This is a genomic window from Paenibacillus radicis (ex Xue et al. 2023) (assembly GCF_024722015.1).
Classification (GTDB): domain Bacteria; phylum Bacillota; class Bacilli; order Paenibacillales; family NBRC-103111; genus Paenibacillus_S.
Genome location: NZ_JANQBD010000016.1, coordinates 48,013 through 68,094 on the forward strand (window position 1 = coordinate 48,013; position 20,082 = coordinate 68,094).

The window sequence follows — 20,082 nt, forward strand, 5'->3', positions numbered from 1 at the left end:
AGACTCAACTATTCAAACAAGAAACTGATTTGTGCACGTGTAATAAAACATAACATAGATTTTGTGAAAAAGTCTGAAATTTTGTTTTGTTGCAAGAAACAGCAGCAAGGAGTTATTGACAAAAAGCGGTTTATTCCATTATGCTTTGAATAATTCAATATTCGACCGTTCGTATGAAACTCTTGTAGTACAAAGGTTTTATGCGGGGAAATTGTATTTCCTAACTATGGAACCGGTAATCTTATGGATGCCGATTCTATAGTTTTTTTTGTTTATTGACGTGTTAGTTATTTTGATATATATGTGACTTTCTTTAAACTAACATAATTATTTTGAAGGAGGCAGGTAAGATGAAGCAGTCGATAATGATGGATGAGGTTCTCGTGAATGAGTGGTTTGCTGTATTAAAGAGTGAAGAAGTGAAAGATAAACCTGTTCAAGTCATCATTATGGGAGCGCGCGTTGTTGTCTTCCGAACAAGTAAAGGCGTACACGCATTTAAAGATCTATGCATTCATCGCGGCTCCGCTTTGTCTATTGGTACCATTCAGAATGATACGATCGTATGTCCATATCATGGCTGGCAGTATGATGCTCATGGAAATTGTGTTTGTATACCTGCTCAATCCAAAGAAGCGACTATCCCCTTAAAAGCGAAAGCTCAAGTATATGCATGCGAAGAAAAATACGGCTTGATATGGGTGTGCATAGGCTCACCTGTCAAGCCTATCCCTAATATTCAACCTTATTCAGATCCCGGCTTCTCTACGTATACCTTCGGCCCCTATCGTGTCAATTGCAGCGGGCCGCGGGTGATTGAAAACTTCCTTGATTATTCGCATTTAATGTGGGTTCATCAGGGAATTCTTAGCAGTCCGGAATACTCGGAAATTCCAAGCTATAAAGTGAATCGGATTGAAGATCGGCTGGTTACCGATGAAGTGACGATGCTTGAATATGCTTTCGATTCAACCGATCGCAGCCTGATCCCGATTATCTATGTAAAAGAGGCTTACCGCCCTCTTACTGCCTATTTAAAGAAAAGCTTCGGTGCAGGTAACGTTATGTGCATTTTGATGATTACTTATCCTGTCGATGCTCAGACCTCTGTAACCTATACGGTTCATGCTATTAATTTCAATCCCGGAGATATTGAAGCCTACATTCGAACGAATGATGAAATTATGAATCAGGATATTATCATCCTGGAAAATCAAAAGCCGGAGGAGCTCCCGCTGGATCTGCAGGCTGAATTAAGCTTGAAATCCGATCAGCTATCGATAGCTTACAGAAAATGGCTTGCCGAATTAGGCGTTACCATGGGAACGGCTTAATGGATGCCTGACTGGGAACCCGACAAACGCCTCTGTTCCATTGGGTGAGAAGTTATGAATAGCAACGATTGAGCAAATTGGTCAAAAGTATCGTTTATTAGCAGAAAAGAGGGAATTCAAGCCTCTTCATAAGGAGTAGCAGCAGGGCGCCGTCCATGGCGCTCTTTATATTTTCAATAGATATCGTAATAAAGATAGTATCAACCTAATAATTTGCATGAAAGCGCTTATAATGCCTACTGTTTTTGAACGTATAATGGTTACTGTGAATCTTTTAAATTTCTGAATAGGAGTGTGAATGGATAATGAAGTGGTTATCATCGCTATTATCGGTGGTTCTAGTTGCCGTGTCTTTAAGTCCGGTTGCTCTTGCTGAAAATACAGAAGTACCTGCCAAGCAGGCTTCGTTGGTTAAGAAATCGGAGGATTTCAAAGATTTAAAAGGCCTCCCGCAAGAGGTGAAGGACAAGCTTGATGTATTGCTTCAGGACCATGTTTTTGATGGAGTTTCCGATACTGTATTTGGTGTGGATGATAAAATGAATCGTGCCCAATTTGCCAAGGTTGCTGCCATTATTTTTGCATTGCCCATTAATAAAGCTCTCATGAAAAGCTCGTTTACGGATGTCCGATCCGATGATCCGGCTAATGGCTATGCGCTGCCCTTTATCGAGGCGTTAAAAGCGGCTGGACTCACCAATGGTGTCGATGAGGAAGGAAAGCTGTATAACCCATCGGGTATTGTTACCCGGCAGGAGTTGGCGGCATTCTTGATTCGCGGGCTCAAATGGAAGGATGCAGGGGTTACTCCGACTTCTGACAGTACTGTGGATGACTGGGCGAAGGGATACATTACGCTGGCGCTTGAGAACAAGCTTATGACTCAAGTGGCTGTAGGGAGCTTCGGCGGCAAAGTCGCATCGACTCGCAAAACATTGGCACTCGCCAGCTTCGAAGCGAGACGAGCCGTTCAGACGGCGGTGACTCCAGTGGCTGGTGGCACAACAGCAGCCGCGAGTACGGCGCTGCCTGCGGGTATTACCGTATTGCCTACAAGTATCCAGCTGGATATGGACAAAACCTCTACCCTGAGCGTAGGGGATAAATATTACGACGCTGACGGCAGAATATCTACAGTGTGGCAGCCGCCAGTCATAGGATTAAAAGTGGGTGGGCCTAATAACTATGAGTTTAGCGCCAGCCAGATCGAAACCTTGTACAGCAATGGTTATATTGAAGTATCTGCTTCCGGGGGCATTGTGTTAGATAATCCTGCCATCGGACAAAGCTCGGTTGGACTCGGCAAAGTTGTAATAAAAGAAGTAACGGCTGAAGGAGACGCTTCAGTTAGTGCCAAGCTAACTCATATCAATGATGCGGCTGTAACCCATACGACTCAAGTAAAAGCCATGCGTATTCCGACAAGCATAGAGGTCAATTCCAAGGAAATGGTTGTACTCGCTGAGAATGACCAGCCCCAAAGCTTCATATTTAATGTGAAGGATCAGTATGGGAAGATATTTAATGCAGCTTCTTCTTTGGACAGCAGCTCTTATATGATTAATTATAAGCTTGAAAGGATTTCCGGTGAGCCTGGCCTGCAAAGTGCAGGAGGGATATTTACCACTCCATGGGATGAGCAGAAGCTGGATGCTGCAGAACATGTGCAAAGCTGGAAGCTTCCCATAGAGCAAGGCGGGGATATGAATAAGTTTATGTTCAAGCCTAATCATAAGCCGGTAGGCCCTGCGGGCTCCGAATATACAATTACTGCAACTGTCATTAATAAAAATACAGCTCAAGAGATCGCCTCAGCAGCGAGTAGCTTGAAGGTTTATAACTGGAAAGTCCTGGACCCCAAAATGACTTATGAGGTAGATGTGAATGGTTCGCATTTTGCAGCCGGTAAATATTTGTTTGAACGCAAGCTGCTAAGCAGCGAGGATGATATCGCCACACTGAACGCCAAATATTCGTATTATGGCAAAGAAGTCAATATCATAGCTACAGATGATAAAAACCGAAGAATTGATATTACCAAGGTGCTAAAAGATGACTCCAACAAGCCGATATCCATCGTTCAAAGTATTACTGCGAATAAAAAGGATACGCTCATTGGCGCCCCAGGCATTAATGTAGCTGACATTCCCGTCTATAAAGTGTATGGCATTCAACCCATGGATTTATTCGATATCGATGTAACCTTCCAAACTCCTAATGGAGTCAAGAAATTGACGAAACGACAATTAAGTATCGAGTATGCGGAGCCGGCAACGAAAGCGGTAGCCTTAAAAAACATTGCGCTTAGCTTTAATCTAAATACCGTGTATGAAATCCGCAAGCTCGATGGGACGATTGAAAAAATCAAAGGCTCCGATTATTTGGAAAGCAAACCTAATGTGTGGGAGTTTCTAAAATTCGGAGATAATAATGGCCAGGATACGAAGGATGAAAGTCAGTTTTTCAGATATTTTATTCAGTCGACAGATCAGTTTGGATACAAATATCAGAACACGAGTGATAACAAGATGAAGGATTTCACAAATAATTTGGATTTGCTGAAAATGAAGGTGATCGTAGATACGGAAGACAAGAATCCACCGAAGTGGAGTGTGAAAGACGAGGCGGCGAAAGATAAGATTTGGATAGATGACCAGCTCCGGATTCATTATGAGCCTCATGCTAAAAAAGCCGACGGCTCCTTCGACTATTCGAAGAAAAATTTGCAAAGCTTCAGTATCGAGCTGGTGTCGCCTACTCTTCAGCGGTCATGGTGCATTGTTACATTGAATTACTAATAGTGAATACATTGATATAGGGAGAAGGGGCTCCTCCATCCAAGCAGGTGGGGAGCTCCTTTTTTTTGTTCGATCCCTAGCATTTAACAATAGCATGAAGGTGAAGAATCGGGCTGCTGCTGAACGCTTGATGCCGGTTCTTTACCTGGGTACGCCTCGAAAGCTTTGATAGCGTGAACCCCATGGCTTAGAATGGCACCCGCTCTTGTGGAGGCAGCAGTAAGCAAGGCTTCGACAATTTCCTCCATGGTTCCTCCGAGCTCTTTAAATTTGCGGACATGTACATCAATGCAATAAGGGCAGCCGGTAATATGGGCGGTTACGATAGCAATCAGCTCTTTTATTTTCACGGGCAATATGGAGGATGAGTGGTACACTTCCTGCTCGAAGGCAAAAAAAGCTGCCGAAGCATGGGGAGCTAGCTTTACTAGCTCAGGAATTCGCTGAAGATCTGTTTTGTCGTAATATGAACTCATTGGGTTTCCCTCCTTGGAAAAATGAAATCTGCTTTCACTTTTGATTATAGAGGGAGCGGCAGAGGGTTACCGTGACTTAGTTACATTAATTAAAATTTGTTCCAGCAATGGTGGATTAATAAGTTCAATTCGGCCTCTTCCCAATCGCAATGCGCCCTTTCTCTCGAAATCCTTCAAGGTACGGCTTACAACCTCGCGAGCGGTTCCCAATTCAGAAGACAATTGCTCATGCGTGATGGTCAAATGCTTCGAGCCGTCAGATGTTCTATGTATCAGGAAATCGGCAAGCCGGTGATGGATGCTTTTGAATGCAATATCATCAAGAAGCTGGGTGACATCAATTACCTTCCGGGCAATTTGTTTGAAAATAAATTGTTTAAGCGGTTTATGTTGAGGTTGATCCAGCCAATGCTTGAATAGGGAGATCGGTATGATGAGAATATCTGTAGTGGCTTCCACATCGGCCGAAGCTTCGTATTCCGTTTCTCCCAATATACTGCACATCATTAAGGAGCAGCACTCTCCACCTTGAATGCGATAGAGTGATACCTCTCTGCCCATTGGATTCATTTTATAAATTCGGACGCTGCCTTGCAGAATAAAAAGGGCATGCTGGAGCAGGTGGCCCTCTATTATAGAATGCTTTGTAGATGAATCGACAGTAACGATATCGGAAGCTTGCCAATCATGCTCAGAAAGTGATGAAAAGCAGGGGAATAGGTGGATGATCTGCTGGATGCGAGTGTTGTCCATATCGGTCTCCTTGGTTTGTTGAGGTGTTGTGATTTAAACATTCTCTTTGCAAGTGGGATATCCTGTTAATTTAGGATGGTCCTGTTTAATAAGTGAGAATGTTTTTCATTGACAATCGATGGATAAGGGATATAAAATCTAAGTTGTGATAATAATTATCATTTTCACTATACTCGGATGAAGTTTGTTTAAAAATAATGAGTTAATACATAAGCATGCTTAGACTAGGGGGATTTGTTGATGACCGGCTTATTTACCAAAAAGTTGGATGTCGCCTATGACGACGCTTTAATAGTTAAAGATTTGAATTTATCTATTCCCATCGGCAAAATAACCGCTCTTGTAGGCTCCAATGGCTCCGGCAAATCAACGATTCTAAAATCCATGGCAAGGATTATTAAGCCCAGAGGCGGGCAAGTATTCCTGGACGGCAAATCCATTCATCAACAAACGACCAAAGAAGTTGCTAAGCAGCTGGCTATATTGCCGCAAAATCCTACGGCACCGGACGGTTTGACGGTGAGCGAGCTCGTGTCCTATGGACGGTTTCCGCATCAGAAGGGATTCGGTTCCCTTAGCAAAGAGGATAGAGAGGTTATCCAATGGGCAGTTGAAGTAACGGGGATGACTGACTTCCATGATCGCCCGGTTGACCAGCTTTCCGGAGGACAGCGCCAGCGTGCCTGGATTGCCATGGCTCTGGCACAGAAGACGGATATCCTGTTTCTCGATGAGCCTACTACTTTTCTGGATATGGCGCATCAGCTCGAAGTTTTGAAATTGCTGCAGAAATTGAACGCCCAAGAAGGGCGTACTATCATTATGGTGGTTCATGATTTGAATCATGCAAGCCGTTATGCCCAGCATATGGTAGCTATACAGCGTGGTCAAGTAGTAAGCGAAGGATCGCCTGAGCAGGTTATGACACAGGAAGTGCTTCGTATGGTATTCGGCATTGAGGCGGATATTTACCCCGATCCTCGCACGGGCGTTCCTCTTTGCTTACCCTACGAGCTGGCTGGCTCCATTCCGGTCACCAATCCCCATAAAATCGTTGCGGAAGAGCCTCGGTCTGAGCAGCAGCTAATCTCTGCAAAGGCTTAAAGTGATGGACCTTAAGAAGAAAAGTTCTATATCCCCTACTAACATTTCGATTCTAAGCCTAGTTCTTATCGTGGCTGTAATTGGATTGTTGATTTCCATGTTTATAGCCATATCTTTCGGTGCCAAAGAGATGACGCTTGAGACGGTATGGACAGCAATCCTCCATTATAATCCGGCATTGACAACACATCAGATTATTCATGAATTGCGGCTTCCGAGAGTAATAGGAGCGGCCGTGATTGGAGCAGCATTTGCGGTTTCGGGTGCATTAATGCAGGGAGTGACGCGCAATCCATTGGCTGATGCAGGGATTTTGGGAATTAATGCGGGCGCTATGTTTGTCGTGGCGCTTAGTTTTGCGTTTTTGCCGAATTTGCCGTACTCCGCACTGATGGTGCTTTCGTTTGCTGGGGCTGCGCTCAGCGCTTTATTCATCTTTTTGCTTGGATCAAGCTCAGCTGGCGGTTTAACGCCTTTAAAATTAACGATAGCGGGTGCCGTAGTCGCAGCGTTATTGCATTCACTCAGCTCCGGTGTGGCGATTTATTATGATTTGAGCCAGGACTTGGCCTTTTGGTACGCAGGAGGTGTTTCCGGTGTAAAGTGGTCTCATTTGGAGCTGCTGGTACCTATCCTGGCGGTTACCTTCCTAGGGACCTTGGTGCTGGGACGGTCCATTTCGTTGCTTTCATTGGGTGACGAGGTAGCTGCCAATCTGGGTGTCAAAACAAGACGAATAAGAGCTCTCGGCATGACGGCGGCGTTGATTTTGGCTGGTGTATCGGTATCAGCTGTTGGTTCGATTGGATTTGTGGGTCTGGTCATTCCACATATCTCGCGCAAGCTGGTTGGCGTCGATTATCGGTTCATCATTCCGGTGTCTGCTCTATTAGGCGCTGTTCTGCTGGTTTTGGCCGATTTGGGAGCACGTATGGTTAATCCGCCGCGGGAGCTTGCCATCGGAGTAATGGTTGCGCTTGTTGGTGTTCCTTTCTTTCTTTATTTGGCTCATAAAGAAAGGAGGAGCTTGTAGATGAACCATCTCACGCATGTCAGAGGGAAGAAAGCGGTTAAAGTGGGCTGCATTCTGCTGCTTATCTGCTTCAGTGTCATTGTTATCAGCCTAAATACAGGTACGATTCGGATTCCCCCTACAGATGTGCTCCAAACCTTATTCGGATATGGCAGCGCTGATAATACGCTAGTGCTATTCGACTATCGACTTCCCCGTATTGTAATTACGATGTTAGCTGGAATTGGCTTGGGTGTATCCGGAGCCATACTGCAAGGATTATCCCGCAATGCTCTGGCAGATCCGGGTATTCTGGGTATCCATGCAGGGGCTTCGTTTGGTCTTATTGTATTTGTGACCTATTTTCAATCCATGACGGGTAATGCTGCCCTGTTGATTCCAATGTTTACTTTTGCGGGCGGTGTAGTGACAGCTTGTTTGATTGTTTGGTTAGCCAACGACCGTCATAAGGGCTTGCTGCCTGTGCGGTTAATTTTAATTGGAATTGCTGTAGCGGCGGGTTTTAGCGCCATTACGCTCTTTTTATCATTGAGGCTTGATGAAAAAACGTATGCCTTCACTTCAAGATGGCTGGTCGGAAATGTTTGGGGGAGGGACTGGATCCATGTGTATGCTTTGCTTCCGTGGATTGCGATTTTTGTCCCGTATGCGTTTTTTCAATCCAAAGCATTAAATGCGTTCACACTGGGAGATGAATTGGCAACGGGTATAGGAACTTCTGTACGCAGGCGGAGGCTGCAGTTGTTAGCCGCTGCTGTAGCATTATCCTGCGCAAGTGTATCCATGGCGGGAGGAATCGGCTTCATAGGCTTGGTTGCCCCTCACCTGGCACGCCGTCTTGTAGGGCCGATGCATCAGCACGTTCTGCCGATCTCGGGTCTCATCGGTTTGGTTATATTGGTGGTTGCGGATACGATAGGACGATCTATCTTCCAACCCAATGCAATACCGGCCGGTATAGTTGTAGCAGCAGTGGGCGCACCTTATTTTCTGTATTTACTTCGCAAAACCAAATAAAACTAATTTAAGGGGATCATTTATGAAAAAGACTTTATTCATTTTACTGACCATTATGTCTATTCTTATTGTATCGGCATGCGGTGAAAAGGCGCCGCAACCAGCGGCATCACCTCAGCAGGGCACAGCCTCCCAGCCAAGCACAGCTGTTCAGCCTGCGGCACCAAGCGGGGATAAAGCAGCAGCCGGCAAGGAGCCTAGAATCGCTTCGGTATCTATACATTTGACCAATGACCTGCTTGCTCTTGGTATTACTCCTGTCGGCTCCGTTATCGGCGGAGATTTGAAGGCGTTCCTGCCTCATGTGGCTGATAGATTGAAAAATACAAAACCACTCGGTGTAGTAACAGATCCCGATATGGAGACGTTGCTTTCACTTAAGCCTGAGGTGATCTACCTTGACCAGCAGTACGCGGGAAAAGATATTGCCAAATATGAAAAAATCGCGAAAACAGAAGTATTTAATCTGGATGATGGGACTTGGCGGGATCAGGTGAAAAAAATCGGGAAGCTTGTTAATCGCGAACAACAGGCCGATGATTTCGTCAAAGCTTATCAAGCTCAGACAGAACGTGTAAAAGCGCTCGTGAACAATAAAATCGGTAACGGAACCGTAATGGCCGTACGTGTTACTGCCAAAGAATTGCGCGTCTTTAGTACAAGACGTCCAATAGGACCGCTCCTATACGAAGACATGGGCTTAAAGCCGGCCAAAGGTGTCGATAAAATAAGTAAAGATAAAGCATTTGAAGTGATTTCTCAGGAAGTGCTTCCTGATTATGATGCGGATGCCATCTTCATTGTTCTCAATAAAGAGGATGGAGCACAGAAGTTGTACCAGCAGCTGCAAGCAAGCCCGATTTGGCAAGGGTTAAAGGCGGTAAAAGCGAACCACATCTACGTAGTTCCAGAACAGCCATGGCTCGATTATTCGGCAATGGGCGCCAAAATGGCGATGGATGATGCGGAAAAAATATTCGCGAAGTAAGCTGCGGCAGAAAAGTGGGGCTATTCCAAAGCCGGTTTAGGAGAATGAGCCTCGGATTTGTCCTTATATGGTTGGTTGCAAAAGAACCTTCGATCCCTTTTAGCGGGTTGAAGGTTCTTTTGTGCATGGCAGAGGTTTTACTTATTGGGTATACCCTTTTAAGAGAGCTCCTCTTGTACATTATTATTCATTTCGTACAGATAGATCCTTGCTGCCCTTAGTCATTGAGGATTTGCACAGTGGACAAGACTTAGTTGAAAGCTTTGCATCAGTAGACGAGGTGATTCTCTGCCAGGTTTTGCAACGGCTGCTTGTGCATATCCAAGCCTCAATAATTCCAGTGGGGGTATCCCTTGCAGGAACAATGGGGCCTCCTAATGTTGATTTCCGAGTGGTGGTTGTTGTTCGGCTCGTAGAACTTGGACTGTTGGCATCCATCTTAGGTTTAGGAAAAGCGGATAAAAGGAAGCGCGATGGATCTGCTTTTTTACCGCGGTAGTAGGCTGGAGAACTGATGATCAAATCATCCTTGGCCCGAGTTATGGCTACATAAGCAAGTCGGCGTTCTTCCTCCAGGGCAGCCGCTTCTTTATTACGACTATTTTCCCGAGGAAATACATCTTTCATCTGCTTAACATCCAAGGCCGAGCTATGCGGCATATTACCTTCACAAGCCCCGATCAAATAGACTACCGGAAATTCCAGCCCCTTCGATTTATGGATCGTCATCAATGACACCTTATGGGTCGGATTGTCTGACTTCTGCTGCTTCATGTCTCGCCGTTTCTCCACTACCTCTTGGACAAAAGACAGGAAGGATTCCAACGTATCGAATCTTTTGGCTGAGGACTCCAGCTCGTCCAATGTTTCTTTTAACAATTCCTTTTGATGTGTCACCTTATTCTGCTTGTTAGTTTCCAGAAAGGAATCGTAAAAGTCGCGGCGGATCAGCTGAATGGCATTCAATGGCTTGAGTGAAGCTAAGGACTTAATCAGCTTGATGCGTTCTTTGATCTTTTCCTTCTGAAAATCCTTAAGCTGGGGGAGCCCCAGCAGATGAATGAGCGGCCACTTTTTGGCTTGAATGGCTTCTTGATCTTGAATGATTCGGATACCCTGATCGCGATTAATATAGAGAGTTCCAAGTATGCCTTCAATGGCTTCAAAGCTGCGGCGGTTCAAGGCAAGAGAAAGATGATCGATAACTGGCTTGACCATCCACTGCTCGTAGAAGGACTCCTTATCACCGTAATCGATGAAAGGGATATTATGCAGAATAAACTGCTCAATGATGGCCCGGCTGTTGCTAGCTGAGCGGTACAATATAGCAGCATCCCCATAGCCTCGTATGCTTTCGTTTACTTGACGCAGCAGATGACTAAGAATCCATTCGGCTTCTTCATCGCTGTTTGAAGGTCTTATATATTGCGGCGGTGCAGCTTCACTATGTTTGGTGGCGCGCAGCGTCTTTTTCTTGCGTTCCTTATTATGTCGGATGACGGCATTACCGAGACCCACAATGCTGGGAGTGGAGCGGTAGTTGATGTCCAGTGTAACTGTTTTTGCCGTTGGGAAGCGCTGATCGAACTGTAGTATAAATTCATGGCGCGCTCCGTTAAAAGAATAGATCGTCTGGTCATCGTCGCCGACAATCATCAGATTTTCATGCGTTGAACCGACCATTTTTATCAGCTCATACTGAACCAGGTTTGTATCTTGAAACTCGTCCACGCTAATGTAGGTAAATCTTTGTTGAAGTGAACGCAGCGCAGCAGGCTTTTGCTTCAGTAAATGGTAGCAGTTTAACAGGATATCGTCGAAATCGATTTGGTGGCTGGCCTTTTTCCATTCCTCGTAGCGGAGAAAAATTTGCTTTAATTCTTTCTCTTCGGCTGTACTATCGGGTAACTCGCTAAGCTCAATCATTTGCATTTTGTACGAAGACAGCAGGGAAAGCAGCACTTCCGGCTGATACGTTTCCTGCAGCCCCATTTCGAGAAGGATACGCTTAACGGAAATTTGCTGATAGCGTGTGTTGGTTATAATCTCCTGATCGAAGCCGTGAGTGCGAATGATTTGCAAGCAGAAGGAATGAAAGGTTCGTGCCTGAATAGTAGCGGCAAGCTGGTTGTTCAAGCCAGGCATTGACGAAATACGCTCCTTCATTTCTTCGGCAGCTTTTTTGGAAAAAGTAACGAGCAGCAGGCTTCGGGGATCAACGCGATGAACGGCTACCAAATAAGCTGCCCTGCATACCAAGACGGTTGTTTTCCCTGAACCTGCTCCCGCTAATGTCAGCAAAGGACCATTGAAGTGACGGACGGCTTGAATCTGAGGTGCGTTTAACCGGATACCTTGCATCTCTAAATCACGGAAAAAGAAAGCATCGCTGTCATCGTCAGTAACGATTTCTGTACTGGTTGTAAGCTCTGCCATCGGAGCATATGGAATAGTCTTACTGCCTGCTCCCAGAGGGACTTTGTGAAATTGGGGTTCGCTCAATAAGATCACCTGTTTCATTGTTCATTGCCATAAGAAGCTTTAACTTGTGTTATTTTAACACAGTCACGGCTGCTTTGTGGAGGAAAGGGAATTTCTATGCGCGCCTCATTTTTATGCAATTACAAAAAAAAGCAGGATTTCACGAGGAAATCCTGCTTGGTAATTAATGTGGAACTTGTACTGTAGGTGTAACAACTCGAGGTTGAATCAACTGTAATAGTTGAAGCACATCATCCCTAGTAAAGCCGGGTTTGCCGTCAACATCCTTCTTCAGAAGGATGTTTTGCAGCACATAGCTAATGTCAATCACTGTGTAAACTGTTACAACACTATTGAGCATGCTTGGTTTAGCTGCAAAAGCTTGCAATATCTGATTGGCAGCTAGTTTAGGTTTGTTAGCTGGATCGTAGACCAGACTGCCCGAGGTTGGTCGCGTGTTGTTAAGAGTGTAGTAAATGATTACATCGGATCCTGCGGTTGCAGTATTCAAGGTAATCTCGGTTTCCCCGTTTGGCAGTCGGGTTTCTGTTGGCTGAACCGCTGCTACTTGATTTGCTCCAAACACACCGTATGTTGAGAAATGAGTTACGAACGCAACGGCTCTTCCATCTGCTGTAATAACGGTTGGCTGATACTCCCAAGTCCCTTTGGTCTTGTTGTAATAAAAAATTCCAACACGGCTTTTATCCGAACCTGGAGTTATAGGGAACTCCAGCCTAACGGGATGGTTCTGATCGATAGTCGCACCTGTCAAGGTGAAATCCAGGATGTCTCCCGCAAGAGTAAGAGGGAAGTTACTATAAGATTCCGACGATTGTGTAACTGTAAGTCTGGCATCGGGACCAAGCGCAGCACTCGACAAATCAACAGTAACTCCATTAGTGAAAGTAATGGTTGGACTGACGGAGCTCACGGGTTGGGGCTGTCCCAACGGTGCTCCGCTAATGATTTTAATGAAGTAGGACTCTTCGGTGGAGCCGTTAGTAGACCTGATTTTAAACGTAAGCTCCGTATCATTGCGAAGCATCGGTACATAAAGCTCGTAGCCAGTTCCCTTACGGCCATAAGTGACTCCAGTTACATTGCCCGACACATTCACTAGTTGTGCGGAAGAAACGGTCGGTTGAATATAGAAATATACAGATTGTGTCACAGAGCTCATGGTGAAACTAAAAGTATTGCCTGACCTCAATCCCAGTGTGTTTCCATACGAAACGCTCGTTACGGTAGCATCGTTGCTTGTATCAGCTGCACGGTTGATGACAACTTGATATGCGTAAGTCTTCGTTTCATCTGCTGCCGTAACAGTGATAGCTAATGTATTGTCACCGACATTTAGCGATATCGGCAAAGGCTTACCGCTGGTGGAAACTTGGCCATCAATACGCAGAGTTGAGTTACCATCGGCCAATGAAGCAACAACGTCCAAGCTGCTGATCGAATAAGGAACGTTGACCGCAAAGCTTTGCGACGTTTGGTTGGCAGTAAGCGTCTGGCTGCTACCGCCAATGGTCAGGCTGCTCAAGTTAGCGTTGCCGGACAAAGGAGCAGCACGGTTAACGACAATGTGATACGCATACTCAGTTCCGTCTTCTGCCGTAACAGTGATAGCTAATGTATTGTCTCCGACATTTAGCGATATCGGTAAAGGCTTACCGCTGGTGGAAACTTGGCCATCAATACGCAGAGTTGACTTCCCATCGGCCAATGAAGCAACGATATCCAAGCTGCTGATCGAATAAGGAACGTTGACCATAAAGCTTTGCGATGATTGGTTGGCAGTAAGCGTCTGACTGCTACCGCCAATGGTCAGGCTGCTCAAGTTAGCGTTGCCGGACAAAGAAGCAGCACGGTTAATCTGGATTGTGTAAGTACGCTCATTAAGGTCTTGTGCGATTAATTGTACAGTGACCGTGTTCAGCCCAACGTTTAAAGGAGCGGTGTTGATCAAGCCGTTCGCATAGGTGGCTCCGCTGACTGTGCCGATGGAAGCGTTCGGCGATACGGAAGCTCCAAGCGTCAAAGCCTCAACCGCATAAGGCACACTAACGGTAAAGGTATTATCACCGGCAGGTGTCACGGAATACGCTGGGTCGACCGTAAGTGTCAGTACAGCAGCATTGGAAGGGACTGCACGATTAATGACAATGTGATAGGCATATTCAGTTCCGTCTGCTGCCGTAACAGTAATATCTAATGTATTGTCACCGACATCTAGCGATCTATAAACGGGCTTACCGCTAGTGGAATCTTGGCCATCAATACGCAGTTTCGCTGTAGCATCGGCTACGGTAGCTACAATGCTCAAGCCTTCCATCGTGTACGGTACGTTTACGGTAATGCTTTGTGAAGCTTGGTTAGCTATCAATGACTGTGGAGTGCCGCCGATGATCAAGCTGCTTAGGTTGGCATCGTTTGATAAACGAATGATGGAAATAGAGTAATTATTCGTAGTACCATCTTCTGCCGTAACCTTTAATTGTATTGTATTATTTCCAACAAGCAACTCAGGGATAGTGATAACTCCGCCGTTGTAAACAGCACCGGTCACAGTTCCCCCAATAATACTGATTGCAGATGTATTATGAACCGTTGGTGTTAGGGAAACAGACGTTACTTCATGAGAGACTTTGATTTTAAAAGAGTCTGCCCCCACATTTTCCACGGTACCTGTGTTTGAAGCGACAGATAGGGAAGCATCGCTAGAACCGAGGTTTCTGGTAACGGTTATCTTATGTTCAGCTACTGTGTTGTCCTGGGCAATTACAGGTACTTTAACCTCATAGGCTGTTCCGGGATCTGGCAACGATACAACCCAACCATTCGAGTCGTATACAGCGCCAGTTACATTTCCAATACGGGCCTGTGGGGAAAGCTCCCAGGTTAATTTAACAGAGCTTACTGAATAAGGGACTTCAACCTGGTAATCGCCTGCAACAGATGTGGTAGTTCCATGGCTGCTTGTTACTTTTGTCAATTCTTTTGCATTAGACAGCATGGTCAGTCGATACGGATCACTAAAAGCTCCTGTTCCGCTAATTACACCAATGGAAGGGTTTAAGTGAACAGCGGGCCTAACTGCATATTCAGAGTGGGGTTGACTGAAATAAATATTTCCCCAACTATCAACAATGTGGACAAATTGCCCATACTCATCTTCTTCGGAATTATTTTGTTCAACTACCCTAGGTGTAAGCAACCACCAATCATACTCTTGCCATTCTTCATGCCGTAAGGTGCCGTCTCCGCCATATTCTTCTTTATCAGATAAAGCTTTATATTGTTCGGTGTTAAGCAATCCGACCTTTGCTTCTACAGTACCATCGGTACCGTAAACTACAGCGCCGGAATTATCCCTAACATCCCAGGAATGGTTGTCAATCCAGTCCTTCTGGGAAGACAAGCTGTTGTAAAAATCTGCATTTAAGTAGTAGGCTAGCGATCCCGTTTTTGTAGGGGCGTATTTTATACTGTCAATGCTACTCTCGCTTTCGTTGGACCAGGACTTACTCCCGATTTTATACACATCATCCATACCTAACAAAAGTCCATTTTGGCCAGGGTTCCACAGGAGCCATTTTTTACCGCCGAGTTCAACGTAAGAACCTTTATTTAATTGGTTTAGCAAGCCGCTAACGTATTTGCTGCGATACTGTTGAATGGCTTCGTTCAGGCTGGATTGGGCTGTCAGCATTTGAGCTGTTGTGGAACCAGGGTTTTGCAGCACGGCTTTAGCCGAATTGATGTGCAATTGCAGCTCAGCTTTGGAACCGGCAGAATAATTCCCTACTCCTGTCCCTTCCAATGTGTGAGAGATTAGCCCTTCGGCTTCGGATACGGTGTAGCCAAGATCCTTGGGATACGCAGTAACCCGTACGTCATCGATGTACCAGCCGGGCGAAGTATTTGCATTCCATTGCAATGCAAACCGGATTTTCAACCCTTCAACATTGTAGGAAGGATCCAACTCTACTTGCATTGGCTGCCACGAGGAGCTCATGACGGATTCTGAAGAAGGCCCTTCTATCTCTCCACGTTGCCTTTGTATAAAAAGGGTCTGCCAGCTCGCTCCTGCATCCTTACTGGCTTCCACTTTGATGGAACCGCAGCAGGATCTTAGCTGCACCCACTGCATCCAATTAACAGATAATTTCCACGCTTCCGTAGGTGATGGTTGAATTGGCGGTGATATGATGTAGCTGTCCTCGTTAGAATAAAAATTTCCCGTCAGATTGGTGGCCCATAGTTTCGTACCGGATGCCGCTTGCATCGGTCCTGATTGTGGTACTCCATACTGCCAGCTGGAGATAGTGCCTCCTGATGTAAATCCCCCGTTATTTGCTTCGAAGTCACTGTTGTATAAGAAGTTGGGCTGTTTTACTTTCGTTTTGAACTGTGCAATGGCCTGCTGTATAGGTGCAAGTGCATTGTCCAATTCATTTTGAGTAAGCACATCCTTAAATGCTACCGTTTGTGCGTTAAGTAAGGCAGCGTTCAGTGGTGCTTTTGCTCCGGTTTCATAATAACCTACCGAATTGCCTTCCTGGCTATGCTCAAGCAGATGCTGGGCTTGCCAAATTTCATTTAACAAGGAGCTGGTGTTCAGTTGACCGATAATGATGTCATCCACGAAGACACCGGCCTGTTGGACGGAGGAGTCACTATAGAAATGGAATTTCATTCTGAAATCGGCAACGGCGTAAGAGGGGTCAAGGGTGAATTTTTTTTGAACCCAGCGTTCTTCTCCGCCGCTTTCATCCAATAGTTGAGTCCACTCATTGCCTCCGTTTTTAGATATAGATACCCTTAAACCGTCATAGCCTTGCTCCGTCTGAGCCCATTGCCACCACGTCAAGGTTAATGGCGCGTCAGTGCTGGCGCTACTCAAGTCAATGACTGGGGATGTCAAATCGCTCTCTTGGCTAGCGGCGTAGACCCCGCTCAAATTCGTCCCCCATGCCTTATTACCGGAATGGCCTGATTTGGGGCCAATTGTTGGCGTACCACATTGCCAGATTTCGGAAGTACCGCTTCGCACAAATCCGCACGGAGTATTTTCAAAATTATTGCTATATAGAGTACCCGGCAAGTATTTGGAGGCTTGGAAGTTCTGTACAGCTTGTTTTAAAGCAACAACAGCTGCATCTACTGCTTCAAATCCCGGATTGCTGTCGCGAACTGCAATGGCATTGGAAATTGCTTGCTGCAGCTGTGCCTTGGAACCACTCGCATATAGACCGGCTCCGTTTCCCTCTACGGAGGATTGATGTAATTTCTGCGCGTCTGTAATGGATTGGTTGAAGTTAGTGGAGAACCGCTCGATTTTCACGTCATCAATCATCATAGCTGCGGGAACGAGATTGCTGGTAGCCGTCTCTATTTTGAATTTAAAATTTTTCACGGCATAAGAGGCGTCCAGTTCAAAGGAACGTTTGGCCCAGTTCCCTCCCGGTACAAAGTTAATAGGGACGAAATCCCAATTAGCTCCGCCATCTTTACTAACAAAAACTAAGTTTGTGTACTCTAGTATAGGAGAATTGAACTGCCACCAGCTTATCCTGAAGCCTTGGACATTATTCGATGTCAGGTCCATATCCGGGCTAATAAGAGTATCCTTATGGTATCCTGATACACTACCTGCGAGATTGAGAGCCCATACCTTTGACCCGGAGTGTGCGTGAAGATCACCGGCCGTAAGAGTGGCGTGCGACCACAGGTCATTGCTTATAAACCCTCCATTGTTTTCTTCGAAGATCAGGAAAGCAACAGGTGCCAAAGGAACTTCCTTCAATTCAAAATCATTCCAAGCAGTTTGGAGGGCTGCAACAGCTGCAGTCAGATCTGCCTGTGATAAGGCGGCATTATCTCTAGCTGCGGTGGCTGTATGGATTGCGTTAAGCAACTCATTCCTCGCTCCAGCTTGATATTGCCCCTGCGCTGTACCTTCAGTTGTTATGTTATAGACTTCTTGAACTAAGCTTAATAGAGTAAACATTGGATGACGATCCGGCGACAAATTATTATTAAATACTTCTCTTGCAGCCATCAGTGCCGCTATTGCATCATTAATTGCTGCTTGGGAGGAAGAAGGGTTAGCGTTAACGGCTTGCGCTGCTTGAATAGCCACCATTAGTTCAGCTTTTGCGCCGGTTCTATACTGCCCAGGTAAAATTCCTTCAGATGACTTGTCATGAGCGTTGAGGGTATCAACGATAGTTTGAGTCAGCTGCTCTTTATCGGGAAAAGCTCTATTGATCTGCAAGGTATAAGTGGTGGTTGAATCATCCACCCCGGTTACTTGAACCATAATGGCATTCAAACCATAACTGACTGGAACTGCAAAGTCAGAGAGCTGGGAAGCGGGAAAGACTGTTTGACCCAGCTTAAATTCCTTCGCATCCGGATAAGAAGCTTCGGCTGATAAGTGAACTTCGCTTGTATCCGTACCGACGTTTAAAGAATAACTATAACCATAATGCTTGAAAGCCGGAGTTAACGTTCCTTCCGCAGCAGTCAGTGATTTCAGCTCAGAAGGGAGTGGGAATAAGGGTTGGGTAAATTCATTGATAGAGGTGAAAGCTGAGTCCCCCAAGCCGAGCTGACCGTGATCATTGATCCCTTTGCCCCAGAGCTTTCCGCTTGCTGTGAGAGCGAAGGTTTGCTGATGGCCTGCCGCTACGGCGATGACTTCTCCAATATGGGCTGTTAGACTTTCATTTCTGCCGGGAAACGATCCATTGTCTCCCTCGAAATATTCCAGTTCCGTGCCCCCGTTTAAAATATCCAAGATAATCATCTGCTTGCCGCCAGCTGCCAAGGCAGCAGGATTATTTAAAAGGGCGTAAGAATAGTAATAAAAATCAGCAGGGCGTGGGTATGCGGAATATGTATCTGTAAAGATATTATTGACTGAAACAAGTCTATCTCGGTCTATACCGAGCTGCCTCACTGTGTTATCGCCCCAGGACCACAATTTCGTATATAGCTCACTTCCTTCACCGGTACCTGAAATAACAATGGCAACGCTGTGGTAGGAGCCTGCTGCGATTTTACCGACGGTCCTGTTTGTAAAAGTGGATTGAATAGCTGAAGCATATGGACTGGTGCTATCCAACGGAGCATCAGTACCTAACTGTCCACGGTCATTGGAGCCCCAAGAATAGACAATACCGTCCTTTAAAGCCAAGCCATGCCTTCCGCCGAGTGATAGCTCTGTAATCCCGCTAAGCTCTGTAGATTGATTGGTTTTTACAGGGACTGGGAATAAGCTTTTGTTTCCTGTGTCCTGATTGCTAAGCTGGCCGAATTGATTGTCGCCCCAAATCCAGGCTTTGCCGCTGATCGGATCCAACACACCGGCATAATCAAATCCGGCAGACAGCTTGCCGTTAGGTACAACCAGATCGGTACCGCCAGAGGTTTTAACTCTAGCGAAAGTCAATCTGCTAAAGGTAGTGCCATCCCCCAGCTGTCCCTTTTCATTGCTCCCCCAACTGTAAATATAGCCGTTGGCATCAATAGCAAGAGTAAAGGCGGAGGAAGCAGCTCCAGTCTCCGGATTGCCGCCTGCTGCGATGGAAACAATATTCGAGGGAAGTCCTGTAACCTGCCTCGGACTGGTTTGATCTGCACCGGATGTATCATATCCAAGCTGGCCATGATCGTTCGCTCCCCAGGTCCAGACCGTGCCGTCAGATTTCACGGCTGTCGTGTGAGAATACCCAGCGGATACGGCTTTAAAGCCGGAGTTGCTTTCGCTGGTCCCATAGGCAAGGCTTATCTCTGGCAGGCTCATAAGTGCTGATAATAGAAAGCAGATGCAAAGAGATAATTGCACTAATCGTTTGGTTAAACTTTGACCAGGCAGATTGGACCTAAGTCTGTCAGTCATTTTTTGGATAAGCATGCATATCCTCCTTTTTCCATAGTATTTTAGTACCATTAAATTTAATTATATAACAAGTTTCGCTATTATTCTGTTAATTTCTTCAATAAATAAGACTAATTTGTAAGCTGTTTTTGATAGAATTAGTTATTTTTTGCTGTACTGGATCATATCGGGTTTATTGGGGGATTG

10 protein-coding genes are annotated in these 20,082 nt (G+C 45.6%); 6 read left to right on the forward strand and 4 right to left on the reverse strand.

Going from position 1 to position 20,082, the window contains the following annotated elements:
* Positions 1–350 precede the first annotated feature (350 nt).
* Together NV381_RS21250 and NV381_RS21255 are read left to right on the forward strand one after the other, a co-directional pair.
* The gene (locus tag NV381_RS21250) at positions 351–1,334 is read left to right on the forward strand and encodes an aromatic ring-hydroxylating oxygenase subunit alpha (protein WP_258215288.1); all 984 of its coding nucleotides are present in this window, start codon (positions 351–353) and stop codon (positions 1,332–1,334) included.
* A 305-nt stretch (positions 1,335–1,639) separates the two neighbouring features.
* Entirely contained in the window at positions 1,640–4,132 is a 2,493-nt protein-coding gene (locus tag NV381_RS21255; RefSeq protein ID WP_258215289.1) for an S-layer homology domain-containing protein, read from the forward strand.
* An 83-nt stretch (positions 4,133–4,215) separates the two neighbouring features.
* Here the strand turns inward: NV381_RS21255 and NV381_RS21260 are convergent, their stop codons facing one another.
* Together NV381_RS21260 and NV381_RS21265 are read right to left on the reverse strand one after the other, a co-directional pair.
* Positions 4,216–4,608: a carboxymuconolactone decarboxylase family protein gene (locus NV381_RS21260; RefSeq protein ID WP_258215290.1), complete on the reverse strand. Its 393-nt coding sequence runs from the start codon at positions 4,606–4,608 to the stop codon at positions 4,216–4,218.
* A gap of 66 nt (positions 4,609–4,674) precedes the next feature.
* Complete coding sequence (locus NV381_RS21265) at positions 4,675–5,361, reverse strand: Crp/Fnr family transcriptional regulator (RefSeq protein WP_258215291.1); 687 nt, start codon at positions 5,359–5,361, stop codon at positions 4,675–4,677.
* A 240-nt stretch (positions 5,362–5,601) separates the two neighbouring features.
* On the opposite strand from NV381_RS21265, the gene NV381_RS21270 reads away from it, so the two are divergent.
* The 4 genes from NV381_RS21270 (at position 5,602) to NV381_RS21285 (ending at position 9,503) form a co-directional block, all read left to right on the forward strand.
* Positions 5,602–6,465, forward strand: a complete 864-nt coding sequence (locus NV381_RS21270; protein WP_258215292.1) for an ABC transporter ATP-binding protein — start codon at positions 5,602–5,604, stop codon at positions 6,463–6,465.
* Positions 6,466–6,562: 97 nt separating this feature from the next.
* On the forward strand, positions 6,563–7,498 hold the full coding sequence (locus NV381_RS21275) for a FecCD family ABC transporter permease (RefSeq protein WP_258215293.1): 936 nt from the start codon (positions 6,563–6,565) through the stop codon (positions 7,496–7,498).
* Positions 7,499–8,515 carry a FecCD family ABC transporter permease gene (locus tag NV381_RS21280; RefSeq protein WP_258215294.1) on the forward strand — a complete coding sequence of 339 codons (1,017 nt, stop codon included), beginning with the start codon at positions 7,499–7,501 and terminating at the stop codon, positions 8,513–8,515.
* Between the two features lie 22 nt (positions 8,516–8,537).
* Complete coding sequence (locus tag NV381_RS21285) at positions 8,538–9,503, forward strand: ABC transporter substrate-binding protein (protein ID WP_258215295.1); 966 nt, start codon at positions 8,538–8,540, stop codon at positions 9,501–9,503.
* A gap of 183 nt (positions 9,504–9,686) precedes the next feature.
* Here NV381_RS21285 and NV381_RS21290 read toward each other — a convergent pair whose 3' ends face one another.
* Positions 9,687–12,005, reverse strand: a complete 2,319-nt coding sequence (locus NV381_RS21290) for a UvrD-helicase domain-containing protein (protein WP_258215296.1) — start codon at positions 12,003–12,005, stop codon at positions 9,687–9,689.
* A gap of 163 nt (positions 12,006–12,168) precedes the next feature.
* Positions 12,169–19,911, reverse strand: coding sequence for a cadherin-like beta sandwich domain-containing protein (locus NV381_RS21295; protein ID WP_258215297.1), 7,743 nt, complete (start codon positions 19,909–19,911; stop codon positions 12,169–12,171).
* Positions 19,912–20,082 lie beyond the last annotated feature (171 nt).

Coding starts and splice junctions, on each gene's coding strand:
- NV381_RS21265 (WP_258215291.1), bottom strand. CDS start 5,361: ATGGACAACACTCGCATCCAGCAGATCATCCACCTATTCCCCTGCTTT.
- NV381_RS21255 (WP_258215289.1), top strand. CDS start 1,640: ATGAAGTGGTTATCATCGCTATTATCGGTGGTTCTAGTTGCCGTGTCT.
- NV381_RS21275 (WP_258215293.1), top strand. CDS start 6,563: ATGTTTATAGCCATATCTTTCGGTGCCAAAGAGATGACGCTTGAGACG.
- NV381_RS21270 (WP_258215292.1), top strand. CDS start 5,602: ATGACCGGCTTATTTACCAAAAAGTTGGATGTCGCCTATGACGACGCT.
- NV381_RS21285 (WP_258215295.1), top strand. CDS start 8,538: ATGAAAAAGACTTTATTCATTTTACTGACCATTATGTCTATTCTTATT.
- NV381_RS21280 (WP_258215294.1), top strand. CDS start 7,499: ATGAACCATCTCACGCATGTCAGAGGGAAGAAAGCGGTTAAAGTGGGC.
- NV381_RS21295 (WP_258215297.1), bottom strand. CDS start 19,911: ATGCTTATCCAAAAAATGACTGACAGACTTAGGTCCAATCTGCCTGGT.
- NV381_RS21260 (WP_258215290.1), bottom strand. CDS start 4,608: ATGAGTTCATATTACGACAAAACAGATCTTCAGCGAATTCCTGAGCTA.
- NV381_RS21250 (WP_258215288.1), top strand. CDS start 351: ATGAAGCAGTCGATAATGATGGATGAGGTTCTCGTGAATGAGTGGTTT.